General features: G+C 63.1%; 23 protein-coding genes and 1 tRNA gene. 15 read left to right on the top strand and 9 right to left on the bottom strand.

Translation table 11 applies throughout. From position 1 onward, the window contains the following. Positions 1 to 12: 12 nt before the first annotated feature. The 4 genes from ENE74_RS13030 (at position 13) to proC (ending at position 2,417) form a co-directional block, all read left to right on the top strand. A complete protein-coding gene (locus ENE74_RS13030) occupies positions 13 to 561 on the top strand; it encodes a TspO/MBR family protein (RefSeq protein ID WP_127691353.1) in 549 nt (182 codons plus the stop codon). 62 nt (positions 562 to 623) lie between these two features. Then, positions 624 to 911 (top strand): accessory factor UbiK family protein, encoded by a 288-nt coding sequence (locus ENE74_RS13025; RefSeq protein ID WP_127691352.1) that lies wholly within the window; start codon positions 624 to 626, stop codon positions 909 to 911. 137 nt (positions 912 to 1,048) lie between these two features. Further along, positions 1,049 to 1,555 (top strand): type III secretion system chaperone family protein, encoded by a 507-nt coding sequence (locus ENE74_RS13020; RefSeq protein WP_127691351.1) that lies wholly within the window; start codon positions 1,049 to 1,051, stop codon positions 1,553 to 1,555. A 49-nt stretch (positions 1,556 to 1,604) separates the two neighbouring features. After that, complete coding sequence (gene proC / locus ENE74_RS13015; protein ID WP_127691350.1) at positions 1,605 to 2,417, top strand: pyrroline-5-carboxylate reductase; 813 nt, start codon at positions 1,605 to 1,607, stop codon at positions 2,415 to 2,417. Here the strand turns inward: proC and ENE74_RS13010 are convergent. The 3 genes from ENE74_RS13010 to ENE74_RS13000 form a co-directional block, all read right to left on the bottom strand. Beyond that, the gene (locus ENE74_RS13010) at positions 2,410 to 3,333 is read right to left on the bottom strand and encodes a DMT family transporter (RefSeq protein ID WP_127691349.1); all 924 of its coding nucleotides are present in this window, start codon (positions 3,331 to 3,333) and stop codon (positions 2,410 to 2,412) included. The genes proC and ENE74_RS13010 overlap by 8 nt on opposite strands. 69 nt (positions 3,334 to 3,402) lie before the next feature. After that, positions 3,403 to 3,747, bottom strand: a complete 345-nt coding sequence (locus ENE74_RS13005; protein ID WP_241241985.1) for a hypothetical protein — start codon at positions 3,745 to 3,747, stop codon at positions 3,403 to 3,405. Between the two features lie 45 nt (positions 3,748 to 3,792). After that, positions 3,793 to 4,287, bottom strand: coding sequence for a MarR family winged helix-turn-helix transcriptional regulator (locus tag ENE74_RS13000; RefSeq protein WP_127691347.1), 495 nt, complete (start codon positions 4,285 to 4,287; stop codon positions 3,793 to 3,795). A gap of 107 nt (positions 4,288 to 4,394) precedes the next feature. Between ENE74_RS13000 and ENE74_RS12995 the strand changes: the two genes are divergently transcribed. From ENE74_RS12995 to ENE74_RS12985, 3 genes are all read left to right on the top strand, one after another. Beyond that, positions 4,395 to 5,489, top strand: coding sequence for a branched-chain amino acid aminotransferase (locus ENE74_RS12995; RefSeq protein ID WP_127691346.1), 1,095 nt, complete (start codon positions 4,395 to 4,397; stop codon positions 5,487 to 5,489). Positions 5,490 to 5,547: 58 nt separating this feature from the next. Further along, positions 5,548 to 5,622: transfer RNA gene (locus ENE74_RS12990), tRNA-Gln, on the top strand. Continuing rightward, the gene (locus tag ENE74_RS12985) at positions 5,591 to 6,316 is read left to right on the top strand and encodes a peptidylprolyl isomerase (protein ID WP_420902591.1); all 726 of its coding nucleotides are present in this window, start codon (positions 5,591 to 5,593) and stop codon (positions 6,314 to 6,316) included. The genes ENE74_RS12990 and ENE74_RS12985 overlap by 32 nt, the downstream gene beginning before the upstream one ends. Before the next feature lie 106 nt (positions 6,317 to 6,422). On the opposite strand, the gene ENE74_RS12980 is transcribed toward ENE74_RS12985, so the two are convergent. Then, the gene (locus ENE74_RS12980) at positions 6,423 to 8,045 is read right to left on the bottom strand and encodes an NAD(P)/FAD-dependent oxidoreductase (protein ID WP_127691345.1); all 1,623 of its coding nucleotides are present in this window, start codon (positions 8,043 to 8,045) and stop codon (positions 6,423 to 6,425) included. Positions 8,046 to 8,203: 158 nt separating this feature from the next. Between ENE74_RS12980 and ENE74_RS12975 the strand changes: the two genes are divergently transcribed. After that, complete coding sequence (locus ENE74_RS12975; RefSeq protein WP_127691344.1) at positions 8,204 to 9,700, top strand: diguanylate cyclase domain-containing protein; 1,497 nt, start codon at positions 8,204 to 8,206, stop codon at positions 9,698 to 9,700. Between the two features lie 165 nt (positions 9,701 to 9,865). After that, positions 9,866 to 11,044 (top strand): beta-ketothiolase BktB, encoded by a 1,179-nt coding sequence (bktB, locus tag ENE74_RS12970; RefSeq protein ID WP_127691343.1) that lies wholly within the window; start codon positions 9,866 to 9,868, stop codon positions 11,042 to 11,044. A 68-nt stretch (positions 11,045 to 11,112) separates the two neighbouring features. On the opposite strand, the gene ENE74_RS12965 is transcribed toward bktB, so the two are convergent. Then, complete coding sequence (locus tag ENE74_RS12965; protein WP_338142992.1) at positions 11,113 to 12,327, bottom strand: aromatic ring-hydroxylating oxygenase subunit alpha; 1,215 nt, start codon at positions 12,325 to 12,327, stop codon at positions 11,113 to 11,115. Then, complete coding sequence (locus ENE74_RS12960) at positions 12,311 to 13,333, bottom strand: NADP-dependent oxidoreductase (RefSeq protein ID WP_127691342.1); 1,023 nt, start codon at positions 13,331 to 13,333, stop codon at positions 12,311 to 12,313. The genes ENE74_RS12965 and ENE74_RS12960 overlap by 17 nt, the downstream gene beginning before the upstream one ends. Positions 13,334 to 13,468: 135 nt before the next feature. Between ENE74_RS12960 and ENE74_RS12955 the strand changes: the two genes are divergently transcribed. Together ENE74_RS12955 and ENE74_RS12950 are read left to right on the top strand one after the other, a co-directional pair. After that, positions 13,469 to 14,236 carry an SDR family NAD(P)-dependent oxidoreductase gene (locus tag ENE74_RS12955; RefSeq protein WP_338142991.1) on the top strand — a complete coding sequence of 256 codons (768 nt, stop codon included), beginning with the start codon at positions 13,469 to 13,471 and terminating at the stop codon, positions 14,234 to 14,236. A gap of 121 nt (positions 14,237 to 14,357) precedes the next feature. Next, entirely contained in the window at positions 14,358 to 15,779 is a 1,422-nt protein-coding gene (locus tag ENE74_RS12950; RefSeq protein WP_127691341.1) for an aromatic ring-hydroxylating oxygenase subunit alpha, read from the top strand. 162 nt (positions 15,780 to 15,941) lie between these two features. Here ENE74_RS12950 and ENE74_RS12945 read toward each other — a convergent pair whose 3' ends face one another. After that, positions 15,942 to 18,203: a TonB-dependent receptor gene (locus tag ENE74_RS12945; RefSeq protein ID WP_338142990.1), complete on the bottom strand. Its 2,262-nt coding sequence runs from the start codon at positions 18,201 to 18,203 to the stop codon at positions 15,942 to 15,944. Between the two features lie 154 nt (positions 18,204 to 18,357). Further along, on the bottom strand, positions 18,358 to 19,152 hold the full coding sequence (locus ENE74_RS12940; protein ID WP_127691339.1) for a glucose 1-dehydrogenase: 795 nt from the start codon (positions 19,150 to 19,152) through the stop codon (positions 18,358 to 18,360). Positions 19,153 to 19,277: 125 nt separating this feature from the next. Here ENE74_RS12940 and ENE74_RS12935 point away from each other — a divergent pair, with 125 nt between their 5' ends. From ENE74_RS12935 to ENE74_RS12920, 4 genes are all read left to right on the top strand, one after another. Further along, positions 19,278 to 20,360 (top strand): phosphotransferase, encoded by a 1,083-nt coding sequence (locus ENE74_RS12935; protein ID WP_127691338.1) that lies wholly within the window; start codon positions 19,278 to 19,280, stop codon positions 20,358 to 20,360. 1 nt (position 20,361) lies between these two features. Further along, positions 20,362 to 20,895, top strand: a complete 534-nt coding sequence (locus ENE74_RS12930) for a VOC family protein (protein WP_241241984.1) — start codon at positions 20,362 to 20,364, stop codon at positions 20,893 to 20,895. 13 nt (positions 20,896 to 20,908) lie between these two features. Continuing rightward, positions 20,909 to 22,081, top strand: coding sequence for an acyl-CoA dehydrogenase family protein (locus ENE74_RS12925; protein WP_127691337.1), 1,173 nt, complete (start codon positions 20,909 to 20,911; stop codon positions 22,079 to 22,081). Between the two features lie 203 nt (positions 22,082 to 22,284). After that, the gene (locus ENE74_RS12920) at positions 22,285 to 23,922 is read left to right on the top strand and encodes a GMC family oxidoreductase (protein WP_127691336.1); all 1,638 of its coding nucleotides are present in this window, start codon (positions 22,285 to 22,287) and stop codon (positions 23,920 to 23,922) included. Positions 23,923 to 23,944: 22 nt separating this feature from the next. Here ENE74_RS12920 and ENE74_RS12915 read toward each other — a convergent pair whose 3' ends face one another. Further along, positions 23,945 to 24,403: a TspO/MBR family protein gene (locus tag ENE74_RS12915; RefSeq protein WP_127691446.1), complete on the bottom strand. Its 459-nt coding sequence runs from the start codon at positions 24,401 to 24,403 to the stop codon at positions 23,945 to 23,947. Positions 24,404 to 24,463: the final 60 nt, after the last annotated feature.

The following is a 24,463-nucleotide window of genomic DNA, read 5'->3' as shown; positions in this document are numbered from 1 at the left end:
GATGGGTCGCGGATGAATGAAATCGCGTCGAAGGGTCAATTGCGGCTCTCCTTTCTGCGATGGGCGTTGTTCGTCGTCCCGACCATTGTCTTCCTCGGTTTCATGGCCGGGCGCATCGCTAATGCGGGCTACGGCAACCGCTGGTTCGATGCGCTGACAAAGCCGGATGTCATGCCGCCGGGATGGGCCTTTCCGGTCGCGTGGAGCATATTATATGTGATGATGGGGCTGGCGCTGTCGGTGATACTCGACGCGCGCGGGGCGCGGGGCAAGGGGCTGGCCGTTGCGGTGTTTCTTGCGCAACTGGCCTGCAACCTCATCTGGTCGCCGCTGTTTTTCGCCGCGCATCAGGTGACGCTGGCTTTCTATGTCATCGTCGCGATGCTGGCCCTTTCAATCGTCGCCACGATACTGTTTGGCCGGATTCGCAAGGCCGCGGCGTGGCTGATGGTCCCCTATCTGTGCTGGCTGGGCTTTGCGGCCAGCCTGAATTATGAGATCGGTCGGCTTAATCCCGATGCGGAAACCCTTGCCGCTCCGGCATTGCGTACCCAGATATAGCGTGTTGGTGGCATAAGCCACCGCGTGCGGACCTATGCGTCCATCAATGCGACAGGTGACCTATGCAAAGTGAAAACCGCTTCTTCGACGATCTGGCCAAGCTCATCAACGGCGCTGCGGGCACTATTGCCGGGGCAGGGCGGGAGTTTGAAACGACCGCGCGTGAAAAGGCGAGAGAATGGGTCGGTGGGCTCGACATGGTGTCCCGCGAAGAGTTCGACGCCGTAAAGGCCATGGCGGCGACGGCGCGCGAAGAAGTGGAGGTGCTCAAGGCGCGTCTTGACGCTCTGGAAGCCCAGGCTCCCTCGGCCGCTGCGGTGAAGAAGCCGCGCAAGGCACCGGAAGCCTGAGCGGCTTTTCGACAGCTTATCCACAGGTCGTCCACAACAACCTGTTTCATGCGTCAGCTTGGCAGGGCCACGGCTGTCCTTTCGCGCGCAGCGATGCTAGGACGGGGCGATGTTGATGACAAATAGATACAAGTGACATGATGGATAGCGACGAATATGAGAGTGGCGGTCAGGAAGCTGCTCCGATCGACATGCTTGCGGCCTATTTCGAAGCGCATGGCTGGTCTTTCGAGCATGCAGGCGACGATGAGATCGCTGCCACCACGCAGGGCAGCTGGGCGCAATATGAACTGCGCGCGATCTGGCGCGAGGAAGACCAGGTGCTCCAGCTTCTGGCGCTGCCCGATATCAAGGTCGCTGATGACAAGCGCGCCGCGATTTACGAGACGATCGGTCTGATCAACGAACAGTTGTGGCTCGGTCATTTTGAGCTGTGGTCGTCCAGTGGCATCGTGCTGTTCCGCCATGGGGCGCTGTTGGGGCAGGGCGAAACGATGACTCTCGATCAGGCGCAGATACTGGTGGAGACGGCGCTCGACGAATGCGAACGCTTCTATCCCGTATTTCAGTTCGTCCTGTGGGGTGGCAAATCGCCGAGCGAGGCCATCAGCGCGAGCCTCATCGAAACGCGCGGTGAAGCCTGAACGCCGGTTTGCCGCACCCGATCGTCGCCCGTAGCGGAGTGTCGCGCCCATGACATCTCGATGGCCGGAGCATCTGTTTCTTGTCGGCTGCGGCAATATGGCCGGAGCGATGCTGCAACGGTGGATCAGCTGCGGCCTCGATCCCGCGCGTATCACGGTATTGCGGCCAAGCGGGCGACCGGCCGCCGATGGTGTGGCGGTGGTAAAGACAATGCCTGCGCACCTGCCTGTCGGCACGACAGTGATGCTCGGGCTGAAGCCACAGCAATTGGCCGATGTCGCACCCGCCCTCTCGCCCGTGCTCAACCATCAGACGCCGTTGCTGTCGATACTGGCGGGCACCACGATTGCGCAGTTGCGCGCGCTGTTCCCAGGTGCCGCGGATGTGGTGCGCATCATGCCCAACACGCCGGTAAGGACCGGGCAGGGCGTTTGCGCCCTGTATGCCGACAGCCAAACGTCGCCAGACACGCTGGCCAAAGTAGCGGACATGCTCGCACCGCTTGGCCTCGTGGAACCGATTGCGGACGAAACGCAGTTCAATCTGGTCACCGCGCTATCAGGCTGCGGCCCGGCCTATCTGTTCCGCTTCATCGACGCGCTGGCAACGGCAGGCAAGGCACTGGGGCTGGAGGCGGCGCAGGCTGACCGGCTCGCGCTCGCCACCGTATCCGGTGCCGCCGTCCTCGCAGTCGAGGCACAGGAAAGCGCTGCGGTTCTGGCCGACCGTGTGGCCAGCCCCGGCGGCATGACGCGAAAGGGCATGGACGTGCTCGACCGTCCCAACGGCCTTGCTCAGCTGATGACGGAAACGATTCGTGCCGCCCGCGATCGCGGTGCGGAGATGGCGGCACTCAAGTAACGGCGTGATCGCCCGGTTCGACAGACCGCCTGCGGAGCCGTATCTCACTCACAATCACGCCGAGGACGATCAGTCCCGCACCCAGCAAGGCGCTCGGCGGCAGCCGCTCGCCCGCCATGCGCCCCACCACTCCGGCCCATACCGGTTCGCCCGCGTAGATGAGCGTGGCGCGTGTCGCGGATACGCTGCGTTGCGCCCAGTTCATCACAAGTTGGATGACGGCGCTCATGCCCCCAAGGCCGCAGGCGCATGCCGCCAGCAACCAGGAAAAAGCCGGAATGCTCTCACCGGCCACCGGCATCATGGCAAAGGCAAGGAAAGCCGTGACGGCCAGTTGCACCACTGTCACGCGGACGATGTCGACCTTGCCTGCCCAAAGGCTGATCAGCACGATTTCGATGGCGATCGCAAGGGTGCTGATCAAGGTCAGCGTTTCGCCAAAGCCAAAACCCAGGTCCGGCTTCGGTCCGGCGAGCAGCATGAGGCCCGCAAAGGCAAGCGCCACGCCAAGCCAGCTCGTCAGATGTGGACGTTTGCGCAGAATCAGCCACTGGAGCAGCGGGACCAGCGGTACATAGGCAGCGGTGATGAATGCGGACGTGCTGCTGGGAATATACTGCAGGCCCCAGGTCTGGAGCGTGTAGCCCAGAAAGATGCCGACGCCGATCGCCGTTCCCGCGATCCATTCCTGGCGGGTCATACCGGCGATGCGCCCGCGCACGATCAGCAAAGTCATGATCGTCGCGGTGCCGAACCGCAAGCCGACGAAAAACAATGGCCCGCTCGTCGACAGGCCGGTCTGGACAATCAGAAACGTGCCGCCCCACAGCATCGTTATCCCGACCAACGCGAGTTCGGCACGTCCAAACAGCATGACCGGCTTTGCTGCCGAGTCGGGTGGGGAGGATGCGACCATCGGCCGCTCCTCCCCTTCCTGTCATGCGCCGTCAAGCTGCTTTGACGACGCGATGATGACGTTGGAATGTCAGTCCTTGATGTCGCGACCGGCCTCTTCGACCGCAGCACCGACGTCCTTCTTCGCGTCCTTTGCGCCGGCCTCCACGTCATCGCCGACACGGTCAGCCGCTGCCCCGATTTCGTCGCCCATATTGTCGATCGCGCGCCCGGCCTTGTCGGCCCCTGCCGCTATCTTGTCGTCAGCGTTGTTGATGCCGCTTTCGATATCGTTGCCCACGGCGTCCCCGGCCTGTTCGACCTGATCCTGGGCCTTTTCCGAGCAGGCCGAAAGGCCCATGACAGCAATGGCGCCTAGGCTGGCGATGATGGTCTTGCGCATGTCCGCTCCCTTGTGAAATGCAGTGTCCCGCATCAATCACCGAAGCGGCAATAAGTTTCATCACCGCAATGGATCGTGTCAATTGCCCGATCGCAGCCCGGCGACCATCGAAAGATCCGCTTCCGGGATCAATCCTTCCAAGACCCTCCAGAAGCCGGTGACCGACCCTTGCCCTGCTTGCGTATAGGCTGCCGCCATGCGCTCGCGCAGCGCCCGGAAAAGCTCCGCCTCGAGCGCGGTGCCGCTCGTTGTGAGACGCAGCAGCTTCTGCCTGCGGTCCTGCGTGCCGGTGCGCGTTTCGATATAGCCCCGCTCGATCAACTCGCTCAGCACACGGCCGAGCGACTGCTTGGTGATCGCCAGCAGCTTGAGCAGTTCGCTGACCGTCAGGTCCGGCTGGCGCGAGATGAAATATAGCGCGCGATGGTGCGCCCTGCCCAGGCCCAGGGGCGCCAGTCCCGCATCGATCGAATGGGTAAGGTTGCTGTAACCGAAATAGAGCAATTCCACCCCCCGGCGAATTTCGTCCTCTCGCAGGAACAGGGGGGAAGCGGGCGGGGATGGGACAGCCATGTTGACGTATATAGACCATGAGACTAGGTTCCCGCAACTCCATCCCCGACGGCATCCGGCGTCCGCGCAAAGGGGCACGAGTCGAGAGGCGAAAAGGCAGGCATATCATGAATAGCGTGACGCTGGACTTCAGGATCGAACCCAATGCGCATCCGGTCGCGCGCGACGTGCGCGAGGGACTGCTTGTCGATCCCGGCTTTGGCCGTATCTTCACCGATCATATGGTGACCATCCGTTATTCGGTTGAAAAGGGGTGGCACGACGCGCTGGTGGGCGCGCGTGGCCCCATTCTCCTCGATCCTGCGGCATCGGTGCTGCATTATGCGCAGGAAATCTTCGAAGGGATGAAAGCCTATCGGCTGGCGGATGGCGGCACGGCATTGTTCCGTCCGCAGGCCAATGCCCGGCGCTTTCGCGAATCGGCCATCCGCATGGCCATGCCCGAACTGCCGGACTCGCTGTTTCTCGATTCCGTCCGGCATCTGGTGGAAACCGATCGCGACTGGATTCCTGCGGGCGAAGGCGGGGCGCTGTATCTGCGGCCGTTCATGTTCGCCAGCGAGGTGTTTCTGGGTGTTCGCCCGGCGCGTGAATATCTCTATATGGTCATCGCCTCATCCGTGGGCGCTTATTTCAAGGGCGGCGCCAAGGCGATCAGCATCTGGGTGTCGCAGGATTACAGTCGTGCCGCACCCGGCGGCACCGGCGCGGCGAAATGCGGTGGCAACTACGCCGCCAGTCTTGTCGCGCAGGCGCAGGCGACGGAAATGGGCTGCGATCAGGTCGCGTTTCTCGATGCTGCCGAACGGCGGTGGGTCGAGGAACTGGGCGGCATGAACCTGTTCTTCGTGTTTGATGATGGCACAATGCTGACACCGCCGCTTTCGGGCACGATATTGCCTGGCATCACGCGCGATTCGATCCTTACGCTTGCGCGTGACCAGGGGCTTTCCGTAGCCGAAGCGCCGTACAGCTTCGCCGACTGGCGCGCCGATGCGACGAGTGGACGACTGGTTGAAACCTTTGCCTGTGGCACCGCCGCGGTGGTGACCCCGGTCGGCACCGTGCGTTCGGCCGAAGGCGATTTCACGATCGGCAGCGGCCATCCCGGCCAGATGACGGAGCGGATGCGCGCCGCCTTGACGTCCATCCAACGGGGAACCGCACCCGATCCGCACGGCTGGGTCAGCCGGCTGGACTGATGGTGTATCGGGGGCTTGCTTTCGTCATTTGCCGGACTATAGCTCCCCGACCACATATTGGGGCGTCGCCAAGCGGTAAGGCAGCGGCTTTTGATGCCGCCATGCGCAGGTTCGAATCCTGCCGCCCCAGCCACTCTCGATTGCCGGCGTCACTTTTCTCCTCGTTGATGCGGGTCGGTATCACGCTCGTGGCCCTTGCCATCGCATCGCCCACGACGCTGCTCGCCAAGGCGGAGCCACCGGTGGTCCGGGTGCGGATCGAAACGTCGGCAGGCAATATCACGGTCGCGCTGGATGCACGGCGAGCGCCCCGCACGACCGCCAATTTCCTTGCCTATGTTGACGACGGACGGTTCGACGGCACCACTTTCTATCGCGCGGCGCGGCGCAAGAGCGCGCCGGGCTACGGCCTGATCCAGGGCGGCATCGATACCAACGCGCGGCGCAGCCTGCCGCCGGTGGCGCACGAACCGACCAGCCTGACGGGCATCCGCCATCTCGATGCCACCATCTCCATGGCACGCGGTGGCAAGCCGGGCACGGCCATGGGCAATTTCTTCATCACCGTCGGCCCGATCCAGAGCATGGATGCGCGCGGCGCCTACCCCGGCTATGCGGCGTTCGGCACTGTCAGTGGCGGGATGGGCGTGGTGAAGAAGATACTGGCGATGCCGACCGGAGGAGGCACCGGGCCGATGCGCGGCCAGATGCTGCAACCGCCGGTGCGCATCATCCGCGCCGTTCGGCTGGATGGCGTCGCGAAACCCACCGGCGTACCCAAGCCATGGCTTCTCGACGCGCCTTGGCGAAAGGCCAAGCGGCGCTAGAGTAATGGCGCGCAGAATAGCTCATTTCAGACGCAGAAATCAGTAAAAAACAAAAGATTAGACCGCACTTCTGATTCCACCACAAGGAAAAGGTCTAGGATGTCGTCTACCGAGCCATGATGCTCTGCGCGACGGCTTCGGCAACCTTGATGCCGTCCACCGCCGCCGACAATATGCCACCGGCATAGCCCGCGCCTTCGCCGGCGGGATAGAGGCCACAGGTGTTCAGGCTCTGGAAATCCTTGCCGCGCGTAATCCGAATGGGCGAGGATGTGCGCGTTTCCACGCCGGTCATCATGGCGTCGGGATGGGCATAGCCAGGGATTTGCCGTCCAAATACGGGTAAGGCTTCGCGCATCGCCGCAATCGCGAAATCGGGCAGGCACAGCGCCAGATCGGTCGGCGTCACGCCGGGCTTGTACGACGGCAGGACTTCTCCGAACGCGCTCGATGGCTGTCCGGCCAGAAAGTCTCCGAGCCGCTGGCCCGGCGCGGCATAGGTTGATCCGCCCGCGACAAATGCCTGCGATTCCCAGTGGCGTTGGAGCGCGATGCCCGCCAGCGGTCCGTCGGGATAGTCGCGTTGCGGATCGATGCCGACGACCAGACCGGAATTGGCGTTGAACTCCGCGCGCGAATATTGGCTCATCCCATTGGTCGCGACGCGCCCTTCCTCGGATGTCGCGGCGACGACGCGTCCGCCGGGGCACATGCAGAAACTGTAGACCGTGCGGCCGTTGGCGCAATGATGCGACAGGCTGTAGGCGGCGGCACCCAGGTCGGGATGCCCCGCGCAGGCACCGAAGCGCGCCTTGTCGATCCAGGACTGGGGGTGCTCGATCCGCACCCCGATCGAGAACGGCTTGGCCTCGATGAAGACACCGCGATCGTGCAGCATATGGAAAGTGTCGCGGGCACTGTGGCCGATGGCGAGCACGACCTGATCGGCCTCGAGATAATCGCCGTTATGGAGATGAAGGCCGCGCATATGGCGCGTTCCGTCATGGTCCGTTTCGATGTGGATGTCCTCTACCCGCTGACCAAAGCGATATTCGCCGCCAAGGCCTTCTATCTGCCGCCGGATGCTCTCGACCATCGTTACGAGGCGAAAGGTGCCGATATGCGGATGTGCCTCGGTCAGTATTTCCGGCGGTGCACCCGCCTGCACGAACTCGGTCAGGACCTTGCGGCCCAGATGCCGCGGATCCTTGATCTGGCTGTAGAGTTTGCCGTCGGAAAATGTGCCCGCGCCGCCTTCGCCGAACTGGACGTTGGATTCAGGATCGAGGACGCCGCGCCGCCACAGCCCCCATGTATCCTTGGTCCGTTCGCGCACCACCTTGCCCCGGTCCAGGATGATGGGACGAAACCCCATCTGCGCCAGGATCAGCGCGGCGAACAGGCCGCAGGGTCCGGTGCCGATCACGACAGGACGCGGCCCTGCAAAATGGGCCGGCGCACGCGTCGCGAACCGATAGGTCGTGTAGGGTGTCGGCCGCACATGCGCGTCATCGGTCATGCGCGCCAGAACGGCCTTTTCGTCGGCCAGAGCCACATCGACCGAATAAACCATCAGGATCGCCGCCTTGCGACGCGCATCATGCGCACGCCGGGCGATCTGCCAGGATAGTATCTCGTCGATATCGACCCCAAGTCGCGCGCAAATGGCCTGCGGCAGGGCGTCGGCGGGATGGTCGAGTGGCAGTTTGAGTTCATTGAGGCGGATCATCGCGTCGCCTTAGCGGTTCCGGTACGGTGATGCCAGCCAGAGGGCCAGCGAGAGGGGAGGAAGGCAAGCTGCGGGGGCGCGTGAAAAGGATTGCACGGCTCGTCGCAAATCCTTCAGCGTAACGCCTTTTTTAACCCTATCGACTCTATTGGTCCGGGATGGACCGCACCGCTCACAGACTGATCCCATCGGACGAAAACTATCGATTGCATATCCTTTCGGAGGCAAAACTGCTGGATTCCCCGCCCGAACCAGCCTTTGATACGCTGGTGGTTCTCGCGCGGAGGTTGACCGATGCGCCGGTTGCGCTGATTTCGCTGGTCGATGCTGAACGGCAGTGGTTCAAGGCGCGATGCGGCATCGCGGCGAAGGAAACCCCGCGCGACATATCCTTTTGCGATCATGCAATCGCCGCAACCGACATCATGATTGTCGAGGACGCGTCCGCCGATCCGCGGTTCGCCCAAAACCCGATGGTCACCGGCGCGGAGAAAGTCCGCTTTTACGCAGGGGTTCCTCTCCGGCTGAACGGCCGGGACGGTGGCCGGTCCGCCGCAATCGGAACCTTGTGCGTGATCGACACCGTGCCGCGCACACTCAACGCCGCCCAGATTGAGGCGTTGCACGATCTCGCCCGGATGGCGGAGACACTTATCGAAGGGCGCCGCTTGGCCATCGAGGCGGTGGAACAGGCGCATCAGCAGCATTGGATCGCCCGCCAGCTCGCGCATGAACAGAGCAAGTTCAGCCAGGCTGAGCGAATGGCCGGCTTGGGATATTGGCGGCTCGATCTGCGTGACGAGGCATTATACTGGTCCGACAATGTCTACGCCATTCACGGCCTGCCAGTGGGTAAGGCGCCGCCACTCAATGCAGCGTTCGATTTTTATCCGCCGCATGCACGGGCGAAGCTGTCGGCCGTCATCGCCCAGACGATAGAGACTGGCGCGCCGTTCGAGATCGAAACGGATTTTCTGACGGCGCAGGGCGAATTGCGTCGCGTCCGCAGCATAGGCGAGCGCGAGGACGACAATGGTGTGCCGGTTGCGGTGTTCGGCGTCTTTCAGGATGTGACCGAACAATATCGACTGTCGCAGGTGCTGCGTCAGTCGGCACATCGCGATGCTCTGACGGGTCTCGCCAACCGCGCGGCCTGCGACGAAGTGCTGGATGACCGCATTCTCCAGGCGCGCCGAAACGATACGGGTATGGCGGTCATGCTGATCGATCTCGACGGCTTCAAGGCCGTCAACGATGCGCAGGGGCATATGGCCGGGGACGAGTTGTTGCAGGCGGTCGCCGCGCGATTCCGCTCGGATCGCTATGCCGACTGTTTCATCGCGCGACTGGGCGGGGATGAGTTCGTTCTGGTGCTGGACCACATCCACAGCGTCACAGAGATGGAAAAGCTGGCCCGGGACATTCTGGACGACTTGAGCCGCCCCGTCGTGACGCCTGAATGCACCGCAGTGATTTCAGGCACGATCGGCATTGCGAGGCTCCATGCGGACGACGGCAAGCGCGACCTCATGCGCCGCGCCGATCAGGCGCTCTATGCTGCGAAAAACAGCGAACGAGGCACCGCGCGTATCCATGGCAGCGGCCGCACCATCCGCGCGACCGCTGCGATAGCGGACATGCGCGCGCTGGCCTGAGACACCGACTGTTCCGACAGCCGATGCGGGCGACCTCGTCTCACGCGGATCATGCACGATACTGGCAGGATTACGGGGTTGCTCCCACTTGGGCAGCCGCTATGGCGGCCCTGACCGTGCGCGCGATCAGTCGCGCCCGATCCCATGTGCAGAGGGAGAGAGCGAATGGATGCTGTATATATTGTAGCCGGGGTACGGACTGCGATTGGCGATTTCGGCGGCAGTCTGAAAGATCATGCGCCCGCTGATCTGGGTGCGCTCGTCATTGCCGAGGCAGTTCGGCGCGCCGGGCTTACGCCTGCCGATGTGCAGCATGTCGTGATGGGGCAGGTGATCCCGACCGTGCCGAAAGATGCCTATATGGCCCGCGTCGCCGCGGTGAATGCCGGTGTTCCGGTCGAATCCCCTGCGCTGACGCTGAACCGTCTGTGCGGATCGGGTGTACAGGCGATCATATCGGCGGCGCAGATGCTGGCGCTTGGCGAGGCGGATATTGCCGTCGCGGGCGGCGCGGAAGTGATGAGCCGGTCGCCGCATTATGTTTCGGCGGCGCGCTTCGGGCAGAAAATGGGATCGGTCGAGATGGTCGATGCGCTGATCGCGACGCTCTCCGATCCGTTCGAAGGCTTTCACATGGGGATCACGGCGGAAAATGTCGCTGCCGACCATGGCATCACGCGCGAGGCGCAGGATGCCGCTGCCGCCGAAAGCCACGTCCGCGCGGCGCGCGCGCAGGCGGAGGGGCGCTTTGCCGACCAGATACTGCCCGTGGAGATCAAGACTCGCAAAGGCGTCATCAGCTTCGACACGGACGAGCATGTGCGTGGCGAGACGACGGTGGAAAGCCTTTCGGCACTCCGCCCCGCGTTCAAGAAAGACGGCACCGTCACGGCCGGAAACGCCAGCGGCATCAACGATGGCGCAGCCGCGCTGGTGCTAGCGACGCAGCAGGGGGTGGACGCGAAGGGCCTGAAACCCGTGGCGCGCATTCTGGGCTGGGGTCACGCGGGGGTCGATCCTTCGCGTATGGGTATCGGCCCGGTCAAGGCGGTGCCGATCGCACTGGACCGCGCGGGCGTGATACTCGATCAGATCGATGTCATCGAATCGAACGAGGCGTTCGCAGCGCAGGCCTGCGCCGTATCGACCACGCTCGGCTTCGATCCGGCCAGGGTCAATCCGAACGGATCGGGCATTTCGCTCGGCCATCCGGTCGGCGCGACGGGCGCGATCCTGACGGTCAAGGCCATCTATGAACTGGAACGGACCGGCGGGCGCTATGGTCTCATCACCATGTGCATCGGTGGCGGGCAGGGGATCGCGATGGTGATCGAGCGGGTGTGATCGGGCGCGGTCCGGCATTGCTCGCCGCCTGATCTGCTGTTCTCCTGCTTTCGCAGGAGAACAATAGTTTACAATTCCGGCATCACCTTGTTCGGGTCGTCGCTCAGATAATAGTCGATGGTCCGGTGGAAATACTGGTTTCCGCGCTCATTGCGGCCGAAGATCACCGTCGGAACTGCGCCGGATTCCATGCCGCGCTGCACTTGCAGGCCAACGCCATAGTCTTCCCGGTCCACGACGTCGCTCAGCCAGTCCATCATCCCTTCGATCGCTTCGGCATCGGCCGCGTCCTTTGGCGGATCGCGGCGAATGAACAGCAGGTTGGTGGTGTTCCGGTCGGCGGTGGGGCCGGGAATCAGTTGTGCGACCTGCGTGATTTCCGGCGCGAAGAAAATGCTGACATTGGGAAAGATCGTCCGCACGAAATCGAACCCGTCGTTTTCGTGATTGCCCCAGCTTTCGCGCGGCAACGCCTCCAGCGCCTCCTCGATGCGTACCTGCGGATAGCCGACGCGCATGTGCGGGCCGAGCGCGGTGAAATGCATGATGTTGCTAAAAGTGCGCGGATGGATGGTTTCGGGATGCGCGGCGGCGAAATGATAGCCTTCCAGATAACCGTCATAGGCGATCTTCCAGTTGGCGCCATGGATGCGGCGTGATCCGCAATAATGCCACTGGTCCAACCCATAGGCATTGAGGTCGTCGAGCATCCCGCCCAGATGCGCCGCGATGTCGATTTCCATCCCCGGCGTGAGGCACACCCAGATGATGCCGCCTGCTTCGACACAGGGCAGGCGCGTCAGATTGCGATCCTCCTTGCAGATGGCACCGAACTTTTGCGGATCGGCAACACCCAGAAGCTTGCCGTCGTTTACGAAGGTCCAGCCATGATAGGGGCAGGACAGCCGCTTGGCATTGCCATGGCCTTCAGGCTTCAAAATCATGCCGCGATGGGTGCAGACGTTCAGCATCGCGGCCACGCTGCCGTCGGTCTTGCGGGTGATGAGCACCGGCTTGCCCATCAGGTCCATAGCCTTGTAATCGCCGGGATTGGGCATTTCGGCGGTCAGCGCGGCAAGAAGCGGCAGTTTCATGAAGATTTCGGCCATTTCCCGTTCGAAAATGGCGGGGTCGGTGTAGGCGGCAGCGGGCACTTCCATGGTGCCGTCGGCGCAATCGGTCGTGCCGGTCTTGACATATTCCAGCATCTTTTCGGCTTCGCGGCCGATCGTGTCGTTATAGCCCATATGCTGCTTCCGCTCCCCTTCAGTCCGCAGGATCAAGGCAGACGACCGTCTTGCCGGTCGTCTTGCCCGCCATCAGCCGGATGAAGGCGTCCGGCGCGGCAGGCAGCCCTTGGCTGACATTTTCCAGCGGACGCAACGCGCCTGCCTTCACCCACGCGCTGATACGCCTTTGCGCCTCGTCCAGATACTCTGGATGGTCATAGGTCAGAAAGCCGCGCATCGTCGCGCGCTTGACCAGCAATTGCCACAGGTTGCGGATGGGATATTGGTCATCGGCATTGTTGTAGTTGGCGATCATGCCACACACGATGATCCGGCCGAAATCGCGCATATGCGGCAGCATCGCGTCAAGGACCTCACCGCCTACATTGTCGAAATAAACGTCCACGCCATCGGGCGCCGCTGCCGTGATCTTTGCGCTCAGATCGCCCGGCGCACGATAATCGACCACCGCATCGAATCCCAGATCGCGGCAGAGCGCACCCTTGTCTGCCCCGCCGGCGATAGCAATGGTACGACACCCGCAAAGCCGCGCGATCTGCCCCGCCACATTGCCGACCGCGCCCGCCGCTGCGCTGATCGCCACCACGTCGCCCGGCTTGATCTGGCCGATGGCGAACAGCCCGACGTAGGCGGTAAGGCCGGACGGGCCTAGCGTTCCCATGTACAGCGACATCTGGCTGCGATCGGCGATGTCCAGCTTTTCGAGGCCTAGCGCGTCGGCAGTCAGCAGGCTGTATGCCTCCCACCCCGCCAGGGCGCGCACCACATCGCCAGGCGCAAAGCCGGACAGGCGGCTTTCCACCACTTCGCCCAATGTCATGCCGCGTATGGTCTCGCCCAAGGCGACGGGCGGCAGATAACTCGGCCGGTCATCCAGAAATCCGCGGATCGCCGGGTCCATCGCCAGCACCCGGTTGCGCACACGCATCTGGCCTGGCTCCAGTGGCTCCAGGGGGCGTTCCTCGAAAGCGAAATCCTGCCGCACCGGCAGGCCGACCGGTCTGCGCGCCAGCGTGATGCGACGGTTGACAGCACTCATCGCGCGTTGGCTTTCCTCATGCGTTATATCATAAGCCGCAGCGGGCACGGCGCATTCCTCTTACTAGCACTAGTTGTTGTGCGGGGGCGTCCGGGGATCATGCGCCATAATAGAGCAATGCGGAAGGATGCAGGGATGATGATCGACCTCAGCGGCAAAACCGCGCTGATTACGGGCGCTGCATCGCCCAAGGGTCTGGGCTTTTCAGCCGCGCGCAAGATGGCGGAGCAGGGGGCACGGCTGTTCCTGACCGACATTGACGGCGCACGGGTTGCCGAGCGCGCCGCGGAACTGACAGCGGCGGGGCATGTTGCTCATGCGATGGCGCATGACGTCACCGACGAAGCGGCGTGGACAGCAGTGATGGCGGCAGTCGTCGATACGCTCGGCAGACTGGACGTCCTTGTCAACAATGCCGGCATCGCGGTGCTCAAGATGATGGCGGACATGACCAAGACCGCCTGGGATCACCAGATCAACGTCAATCTCAACAGCGTCTATCTGGGCTGCAAGGCGGCACTGGACCAGATGCGCGCGCAAGGCGGTGGCGGGTCGATCATCAACCTGTCGTCGGTGGTCGGCCTGATCGGGGTGCCCGGTTGCGCTGCCTATGCCGCCAGCAAGGGGGGCGTGCGGCTGATGACGAAGACGATCGCCATGGAAGCCGCGCGTGAGCAGATTCGCGTGAACAGCGTCCACCCCGGTTCGATCTGGACGGAGATGCAGGATGTCGCGCTGGCCGACAATCCCGAACAGTTCAAGGTGATCGAGAATGCTATTCCCATGGGCCGCCTGGGGGATCCGGACGATATTGGCGCGATGATCGCGTTTCTGGCGTCCGACGATGCAAAATATATCACTGGTGGCGAATTTGTCGTCGATGGCGGGCTTACCGCGCAATAGCCCGCGCCATGCCTTCGGCACGTATCCGTCGTCTGCGCCGGGCCGCCTGACGCAATCCACAGGTCGCGTCACCGTGCCGATGGGTTATGCTGGCGCGACGACAGATCAGGAGACGGAGCAGATGGCCGAACGCGATTCGAAGATCAAGGGAACACCGCTGCCGCGCTGCCCCGGCACATCAGTACGCGATCTGGCGCTGGCGGATACCAATCCGGTGCCCGCGTTCCTTTATGAAGATGAATATGAAAATCTGGGCTCCGATCCGATTCCGGCGTCGCGCTACACCGATCCGGCCTTTTTCGCGCTGGAGAACGAACGCATGTGGCCGCGCGTATGGCAGATGGCGGCGCGCGAAGAGGAATTGCCGGAGCCGGGCGACTATATCGTTTATGAAAATGCCGGAAAATCCTTCATCCTGATGCGGCAGGTGGATGGGGCCATCCGCGCCTTCGCCAATGTCTGCCTGCATCGCGGGCGAAAGCTCAAGACGCAGGATGGCTGGACGTCAGAGCTGCAATGCCCTTTTCATGGCTTTACCTGGAACAACGACGGGTCGCTCAAGCAGATACCGTGCCGCTGGGATTTCGCGCATTTGAAGGACGACGCGATGCATCTGCCCGAAATCTCGGTCGGGCGCTGGGGCGGCTATATCTTCGTGCGGGAGGCCGCGGACGGGCCGAGCCTCGAAGAGTTTCTCGCCCCGATGCCGGAGCATTTCAAACGCTGGCGGCATGAGGAATGCGCGACCGCCATCTGGGTGGGCAAAGTCATCCCCGCCAACTGGAAGGTCGTGATGGAAGCCTTCATGGAAAGCTGGCACACCGTCATCACTCATCCGCAGTTGCTGCCGTTCACCGGCGACGCCAATTCGATGTACAATATCTACGGCGATCATGTGAACCTGACCGTCACGCCGTTCGGCACCATGTCGCCGCATATCGATGCCGAGGGTAAGGAAGAACAGTGGATCGTCGACGAGTTCGTCAAATATAACGGCCGGTCGTCAGACAATTATGATCCCGATGGGGTGCAGGAGGAAGGTGGCTACAACGTGAAGGTGCCCGCCGGCATGACGGCGCGCGCGGCGCTGGGGGCCAGTCTGCGCGACACCACCAGCAAGATGTTCGGCCATGACGTCAGCTTCGCGTCCGATGCGGAAATGATGGATGCGCTGCTCTACAACGTCTTTCCCAATTACAGCCCATGGGCCGGGTTTCAGCCGAACATTGTCTATCGCTGGCGCCCTTGGCCCGATGTCGACCACTGCCTGATGGAAGTGCGCATCATAACACGCGTACCGCCTGGCCAGCCGCATCCCAAGGCCCCGCCGATGAAATTGCTGACCGACGCGCAGAAATGGACCGACGCGCCGGAGTTGGGGATTTTGGGCGACGTATTCGAACAGGATATGGAGAATATCCCCTATGTGCAGCAGGGGCTGAAGGCGTCGCTCAACGGTCAGGTGCAACTCGCCAATTATCAAGAAATGCAGATCCGCCAATTCCAGAACACGCTGATGAAATATATCGACGGAACGCTCTAACGGACGGTCTTTCCGATGCTCTGCTGATCCTCCCCTTTTTAGGGGAGGTTTTTTTGTGCGAGCGGGAATACACAACGGGGTCCGGCTTGAGACCGAACCCCGCAGCGCCCCCCGGAGCAATGGAAACAGTGGGGTGGCACCTTGCAGGGCGCCACCTTCCCGTCAGAAGCGGATACCGACCGTCGCGCCATAAGTGCGCGGTTCGATCGCCGAAGCGAAGGACCACAGGCCCGCCACGGTAAAGGCGGCGCTGGTGCGGCGCTGGTCGAGCAGGTTGCGCGTGAACAGCGTCAGATAGGCTTCCTTCTCGCCCAGGGTGAAATTGGCGGTCAGGCTGGCATCCATCAGGTTCTGCGCCTTGGTCCGTACCCGCGGGTCGTTGCCGTTCACGATCACCGGTCCGGTCGTCAGATTGCCCGAGAGGGTCCCGAGCGAAATCTGCTGATCATATGCGCCGATATGGCGCAGCCCGACATTGGCGATCATTTCCCCGAAGCTGGTCGGCGCAATATATTCGGCGCTGACCGAACCGCTGAACTTCGGCGCGTAGATCAGGTTGTTGCGGGAATAATCGAACGGCACGATCGTCGTGCCATCGACCGGCGAGATATTGCCGACCACAAAGCCCTTGAACTTCGAATCCAGAATGCCGACGGTCGCGCTCAGTTTCAGGCCGTCCATGGGGCGCGCGGTGATGTCCGCTTCGATCCCCTTGATGTTGGCCGAACCGACGTTCGAGGTAATCGTCTGGTTGCCGGTCGGGCCGCCGGGGATGGTCGTGTTCTGCTGAAGATCCTTATACTTCGATGCGAAAGCCGCGATGTTGAATTGCAGCTTGCGATCGAGCAGATCCAGCTTCGCGCCGATTTCATAGCTGTCGACCGTTTCGGGATCATAGGGTGTACCCGCCGTCGCTGCCGTCGCCGCGCGCGGGCTGAACCCGCCGGAACGATAGCCGCGCGACCAGCTCGCATAGAGCATCGTATTGTTGTCCGGGCGGAAATCGACCCCGACCTTGGGTGTGAACTTCTTGAAGGTGCCGTCGCCCTGGCCCACGAGGCCGGTGGTCGCGAACCGGTTGCTCAGCTCTTTCTGGTCGCGCGTGAAGCGGCCCCCGAACGACAGGCGCCAGCGGTCGGCGAACGCCCAGTTGAAGTCGCCGAACAGCGCGTAGGATTCTGTCTTGCCCATTACCATCTGCGGATTGGTGTCGGCGACGCGCGGATCCAGGGCGTCATTGAACCCGAACAGGCGAGTCCACTGCGTCAGATCATATTTCGAGTTGAAGTAGAAGCCGCCGACGACATAGTCGAACCCTTCGAACAGGTCGCCGGAAAAGCGCAGTTCCTGGCTCCACTGGCGATAATTCTGTTCGCGGTACACATAATAGAGATCGACCGAGGACGCATCGAAATCCTGCGTCTGGGTTTCGTCGGATTTGCGCCAGCCGGTGATGGACGTGATTTTGACCGGACCAGCATCATAGTTCATTTCGAGCGTGACCGCAGGCGCGCTGTAGCTGCTCGACGCCGGGCTGTTGAAGGTGGTGTATAGATCGTCCGTCGTGTTGCGGTTGCACTGGTTGGCTGGCTCGAAATTGCAGAATACTTCGCCGGTGCGGGCGATGTTCGAGTTCACGACGTCGAACTTCTGGCTCAGCTTTTCGACGGTCAGCAACGCGTCGAAGCCGCTTCCCGTTGGCTCGAACAACAGCGATGCGCCGAAGTTTTCATTGTTCGACCCGCCATCGCGCTTGCCGGTGATGGCATTGCGATAAAAGCCGTCGGACTGATTATGGAAATACCAGCCTTTCAGCCCAAGGCTTTCGCCGTCGCCGACGTTGACGACCGCGCGGGTCGCCCAGCTATTAAACTTGCTGTAGGTACCCTCAAGCTTGCCGCCAAACTCCTTGGTGGGGCGCGTCCGGCGGATGTTGATGACCCCGCCGATCGTGTTGCGGCCGAACAGCGTGCCCTGCGGACCGCGCAGCACTTCGATCTGCTCGATATCGAAAAAGTCGAGCAACTGGCCGGTGTTGGTGCCGATGAACACGCCGTCGATGACGACGCCGACGGTCGGCTCCTGCGACTTTTCGATGTCGGCATAGGTCAGCCCGCGGATCGACAGATTGGCGGCCTGCGCGCCGGAGTTCTGCTGCGTGATGAGCAGGTTGGGCGCGGCGCCCTGAAGATCGCCGATGTTTACCGATGCCTTGTTCTCGATCATCCCGGCGTTGATGGCGGTGATGGCAACGGGCGTGGTTTGCAGGGTCTCGTCACGGCGCCGGGCGGTCACGATAATCGCGTTGCTGTCCGTGCCGCTGGCCTGCGGCGCGGTTTCGTCCTGCGCCAATGCGGGATGTACCCAGAGCGCAGCGGCACCCAGTGCAAGCGTTACCGGGCGGGTGATGAAGGATTTTGCCACAGATATTCTCCCCATATTGGGGGCGGACACTTATGATGCCCTTACGGCTCTGCCCCCGATCGCCTGTCTTCATGCGGCAGTCTTGCGCGACGGGACACTAAGACTTTGCACAGGTTCGCGGCAACGCTCTGCCAACTGTGTTCCCGACGCCACATCACAGCGCCGTCATGCCGCCATCGATGCTGAAGGCCGCGCCCGTCGCAAAGCGGCTTTCGTCCGACGCGAGATAGGCCACGATCGCGGCGATGTCGTCGGGATGCCCAAGATGTCCGATCGGATGGACGGAAAGGAACCCGGCGAGCGTCGCCTGCGGATCGGGCACCTGCGCCAGCACCTTGTCGATGATCGGCGTATGGATGGCGCCGGGATGCACGCTGTTGACGCGGATGGCGTAGCGTTCCCGCGCGCAATGGAGAGCGATGGATTTGGTCATCAGCGTCACGGCGGCTTTTGCGGCGTTATAGCCGACCAGCCCCGGATCGGCTTTCAGCCCCGAAGCGGACGCCATGTTGATGATCGACCCGCCGGTCGCCTTCATCAGCGGCAAGGCGCTCTGGCAGCCGAGAAAAACCCCGATCACGTCGATTTCCAGCTCATGGCGGAACGCATCGACATCCAGCGTCTCGATATTGCCCATGGTTGTGATCCCGGCATTGTTGACGAGAACGTCGAGCCGCCCGTTCGCTTCCTCCACCGCTGCAATGGCGGCCCGCCACGCCGCTTTCGCCGTCACGTCCAGCGCGATCGCGCGGCCGTTTGGCAGCGTCGCTGCATGCGCCTGCGCGCCGGGCCAATCGATGTCCGCCACCCAGACCACCGCGCCTTCGCCTGCCAGACGCGTGGCGATCGCCGCGCCAAGGCCCGATGCGCCGCCGGTCACCAGGGCGATGCGTCCCGCAAGCCGGTCGGGAAAGGGGGGAAGGGGTGAAGCGGGTGTCAATATGGTCATGACGCATCCTCTCCCACTGCCGCGTTACCGCTACCTGTCAGTTTGCACAGGGGACAGCACAATTGCGGGATCGCAAAGCGACGCAAGGCAGGTTACGCTGATTGCGGAGGATGACCAGGCACATCATGACGACAGCAAACCCGACGACCACGGATGATCGGCAGGCGCGTTTTGCGGGGTCGGGTGCGATCCGCGCCGGGCACGGTTTCGATGTCGAGCGGCTTGCCGAATGGATGGCTGCGCATGTTGCGGGCTTTGCCGGGCCGCTGTCCGTCGAACAGTTCAACGGCGGGCAGTCGAACCCGACCTATCGCCTCGTTACGCCGACGCAATCCTATGTCCTGCGCCGCAAACCGCCCGGTCAGTTGCTGAAAGGCGCGCATGCGGTCGAGCGGGAATATCGCGTGATCGACGCGCTGGGGGCCGTCGGCTTTCCCGTCGCGAAAGCCTATGGCCTGTGCGAGGACGCCGACGTGATCGGCACAGCCTTTTACATCATGGATATGGTGGAAGGGCGCATATTCTGGGATTCGACCCTGCCCGGTCTCGATCCTGTGGCTCGCGCCGCGCATTTCGATGCGATGAACGCGGCCATAGCCAATCTGCACGGCTTTGACCCGGATGCCATTGGCCTTGGCGATTATGGCCGACCCGGCAATTATTTCGCGCGGCAGATTGCCCGCTGGTCCGGCCAATATGCAGACGACAACGCGGCGGGGCGGCTGGACGATATGGACGCGCTGGCCGCCTGGCTGCCGGCCCATATCCCGCCGGGCGATGCGAGCACCGTGGTGCATGGGGATTTTCGTGCCGACAACATGATTTGGCACCCCACGGAACCGCGCATTCTGGCGGTGCTGGACTGGGAACTGTCTACGCTGGGCCATCCGCTCGGCGATTTTACCTATCATCTGATGATGTACCATCTGCCGCCGCACATCATTGGCGGGTTCAAGGGCGCGGACCTCGCGGCCCTTGGCATCCCGTCGCAGGACGAATATGTCGCCGCTTACTGCGCGCGGACCGGCCGGACCGGCATCGACAACCTCAATTTCTACCTGGCTTTCAACATGTTCCGCTTCGCCGCGATCATTCATGGCATCAAGGGGCGGCTGGCGCGCGGTACGGCCGCCTCGCCCGAGGCCGCCAATCTGGTGCAGGTGCTGCCGGAACTTGCCGCCATAGCGCGCGCCACGGCAGGACTGTGACATGATCGCAGACCATCCCATCCGTCAGATCGCCTATTTCGTGCCGGACGTGCGCGCCGCCGCGCTGGTGCATCACCGGCACTATGGCTCGGGCCCCTATTTCGTGGCGGAGCATATTCCGTTGCGCACCAGCCTGCATCGCGGCGTCGCGCGCCCGTTCGACCACAGCTCGGCTTATGGCCAGTGGGGTCCGCTGATGATCGAGTTCGTGCAGCAGAACAATCCCGGTCCCTCGGCGATGCACGACCTCTATCCCGAAAGGAGCGGTCGGCAGGGAATGCATCATGTCGCGCTGTTCGTCGATGATCTGGCGGCGGAGATCGCGCGTTACAATGCGGCGGGGCATGAAACGGCGCTCTATGCCGAAATGAACGACGGCTTCGCTTTCGCCATGATGGATACGGTGGCGCAGACCGGCCATATGGTCGAACTCTATCAGCCCGTCGCCTCGCTCACCGGCTTCTACGACTATGTGGCGAAATGCGCCGCGCGGTTCGACGGGACCGATCCCGTTCGCACCATCACCTTTACCTGAAGGAACCGATCGCATGGCCTACAGCGCCCGCGCCATCGACATCGCCGCCCGTGTCGAGGATTTCGTCCGTACCGTCATCATTCCCTATGAAAAGGACGGACGCCGCACGGCGCATGGGCCGACCGAGGAACTTGCGCTGGAAATGAAGGCGAAGGCGCGCGCAGCCGGGCTGATGACGCCGCATATCCTTCCCGATGGCAGCCATCTGCACCACAGCGAAGTGGCGCTCGTGCTGCGCAAGTCGGGCCTTTCGCCGCTGGGGCCGCTGGCGCTCAACACCGCCGCGCCGGACGAAGGCAATATGTATCTGATCGGCAAGGTCGGCAGCGCGGAACAGAAGGCGCGGTTCCTCGCCCCCATGATCGCAGGCGAGGCGCGCTCCGCCTTTTTCATGACCGAACCGGCGGCGGATGGCGGCGCAGGCTCAGACCCCTCGATGCTCAAGACCCGCGCCGTTCTGGACGGCAACCACTGGGTCATCAACGGACGCAAGGCTTTCATCACCGGTGCCGACGGGGCGAAAGTCGGCATCGTGATGGCCAACAGCGGCAGCGACGAAAAAATGGCTGCGACCATGTTCCTCGTCGATCTGCCCGATCCCGCCATTCGTATCGAGCGGGTGCTGGACACCATCGACAGTTCGATGCCCGGTGGCCATGCCATCATCGCCATCGACAATCTGCGCGTACCCGCCGATCAGATCCTGGGCGAAGTGCACAAGGGCTTCGACTATGCGCAGGTGCGGCTCAGCCCGGCGCGGCTCACCCATTGCATGCGCTGGCTGGGCGCCTGCACCCGCGCGCAGGAAATCGCGACGGAATACGCCTGTCGCCGTCACGCCTTTGGCAAGCCGCTGATCGATCATGAGGGCGTCGGCTTCCCGCTCGCCGAAAACATGATCGAGCTGAAGCAATGCGAACTCATCATCGACTGGTGCGCGGGCGTGCTCGACAGCGGCGATCTTGGTACGACGGAAAGCTCCATGGCGAAAGTCGCGGTGTCGGAGGCATTGTTCCGCATCGCCGACCGCTGCGTGCAGGTGATGGGTGGCACCGGCGTGACGCAGGATACGATCGTGGAACAGGTGTTTCGGGAAATCCGCGCGTTCCGCATCTATGACGGCCCGACCGAAGTGCACAAGTGGAGCCTCGCGAAGAAGATCAAGCGGGGGCATGAAGCGGTCTAATACATAAATCCGTTCGCCCTGAGCGAAGTCGAAGGGTTCTGCCGAGCGCAAGCGAGGCATCCTTCACCTGCGGCTCAGGGGAGGGCTTCGACAAGCTCAGCCCGAACGGGGATTGCTTGTATCATCCCCCCGCCTGACACATTCGTCAGTAGCCGCGTCGGCCCCGCCGCCCGATCCTCCGCAGCATCATGCAAGGAGCGGACATGCAGGGCGAACTGGCCGACAGCTATGACTATATCATCGTCGGCGCTGGCTCTTCCGGCTGCGTCCTAGCCGAGCGGCTGTCGGCGGACCCGGCGATCCGGGTGCTGCTGATCGAGGCGGGCGGGGCGGGCATCTCGCCTTGGATCACGATGCCCAAGGGGATCGCGAAGCTCGTCACCTCGCCTGCGCATGTCTGGGCCTATCAGGTCGATCAACCGCGCGTGGAAGGCGAGGCCGCGCATGAAGTGTGGATACGCGGGCGCGGCCTTGGCGGCTCCTCCGCGATCAACGGCATGATCTGGAGCCGGGGCGAGGCGCACGACTATGACGCCTGGGAAGCGAAAGGCGCAACCGGATGGAACGCCGCGGCGATGCTGGAGGCCTTCCGCGCGATCGAGGATCACGCCATGGGACCAAGCGACACGCGCGGCAGCGGCGGGCCGGTGCATGTCACGGCGGACACCTATCGCTATCCGCTGGCCGAACGCATGATTGCGGCGGGCGAAAGCATGGGTCTTGTCCGCACCGATGACCTCAACAGCCGTGGCGGCGGGCGCGTCGGCTATTACAGCCATAACATCCGCAAGGGGCGAAGACAGAGCGGGTCGGTCGCCTTCCTGCGCACCGCGCGCCGCCGCGCCAATCTGCATGTCCTGACCGACACGACCGCCCGCCATGTCCGCCTGTCCAATGGCCGCGCCGTGGGTCTTGCGCTGCGCAGCGCGACGCGAGGGGACATTTCCGTCAATTGTGCTGGCGAAATCATCCTGAGCGCCGGAACGCTCGAAAGCCCGCGCCTGCTCCAGCGATCGGGCATCGGCGACGGCGCGCTGCTGCTAGCGGCCGGCGTGACGGTGCAGGCGCACAGCCCGGCGGTCGGTCGCCACATGCGCGAGCATCTCTCCTTCACCATGCCGTTCCGGCTGAAACGGCCCAGCGGTATCCAGCATCATTATCATGGGGCGGGTCTCATCGCGGCGGCGGCGCGCTATTATCTGACGCGCAGCGGTCCGATGGCGACGGGACCGTTTGAGATCGGCGCGTTTCTCAGCACGAAGGGGCAGGGCGCGCCGACCGACCTGCAACTGTATCTCAGCGGCTACATGTTCGCGCTGGGGGACGAGAATCATCCCGTGCCGCTGGGGGCGGTCGATCCGCGACCCGGCATGACCGTGTCCGGCACGCTGCTCCAGATGACCAGCGAAGGGAGCATTGCGATTACCGGGCCGGAACCGGACGCCCCGGCCCGCATCGCGCCCAACTGGCTGGCGACGCCGGAGGATCGTGTCGCCGCCATTGCTTCGATCCGCATGATGCGTGCCTATGTGGCGCAGCCTGCGCTGGCGCAGGATGTGGGCGAGGCAATCATTCCCGGCGCGGATGTGCAGGATGACGCCGCGCTGCTGGAGCGGTTCCGCGCGCTTTCGACCAGCGGGCTGCATGGCGTCGGCACCTGCGGCATGGGTGGGGAAGAGACAGCGGTGCTCGATCCGCATCTGCGTGTGCGCGGCGTCGATGGCCTGCGCGTCGTGGATTGTTCGGCGATGCCGGGCCTGATTTCGGGCAACACCAATGCGCCGGCGATGGCACTCGGCTGGCGCGCTGCGGCGATCATCGCGGCGGACCGGCGGGGATAAGCACCTCACCGGACGCGGTGACCTACGCTCTTTGCGCCCCGAACGGACCGTTCAGCACGACGATCCGCCAGTTGAGCCAGCTCGCGAAGCTGACCCAGAGCAGATAGGGCAGGTTGAGCAGCGCGGCCTTGGCGGAAATTGGCCCCAGCACGACCATCAGCAGGACGATGGACACCCACAGGAACACCACTTCCACCAGTGCCCAGTCGGGGCGACGCGCCTTGAAGAACAGCGGGCTCCACAAAGCATGGCACACGGCGTTCACGGCAAAGACGATGATGATGGCGCGCCGCGTCGCGGCATCGGCGGTACTCTCCCATGCGATCGAGGCGGACCATGCGGAAAGGCCCAATATGATCGTCCAGGCCGGACCGAACAGCCAGTTCGGCGGCTGCAGACCCGGTTTCCGCAAGTCGCGATACCAGGTGCCGATCGGCGTGGCGAGGCCGCCGCCAACGAGCAGCACGATGGCCACGCCCATGGCAACGACAAGGGAGTTTGACAATTTCTGTCCTGACCGGCTTGTGGAGTGTCCAGTGCA

Source organism: Sphingobium algorifonticola, from assembly GCF_004005485.1.
In the GTDB taxonomy this organism is placed as follows: domain Bacteria; phylum Pseudomonadota; class Alphaproteobacteria; order Sphingomonadales; family Sphingomonadaceae; genus Sphingobium; species Sphingobium algorifonticola.
Note: the sequence above shows the minus strand (reverse complement) of the source record. Positions and strands in the feature narration are given on the sequence as shown.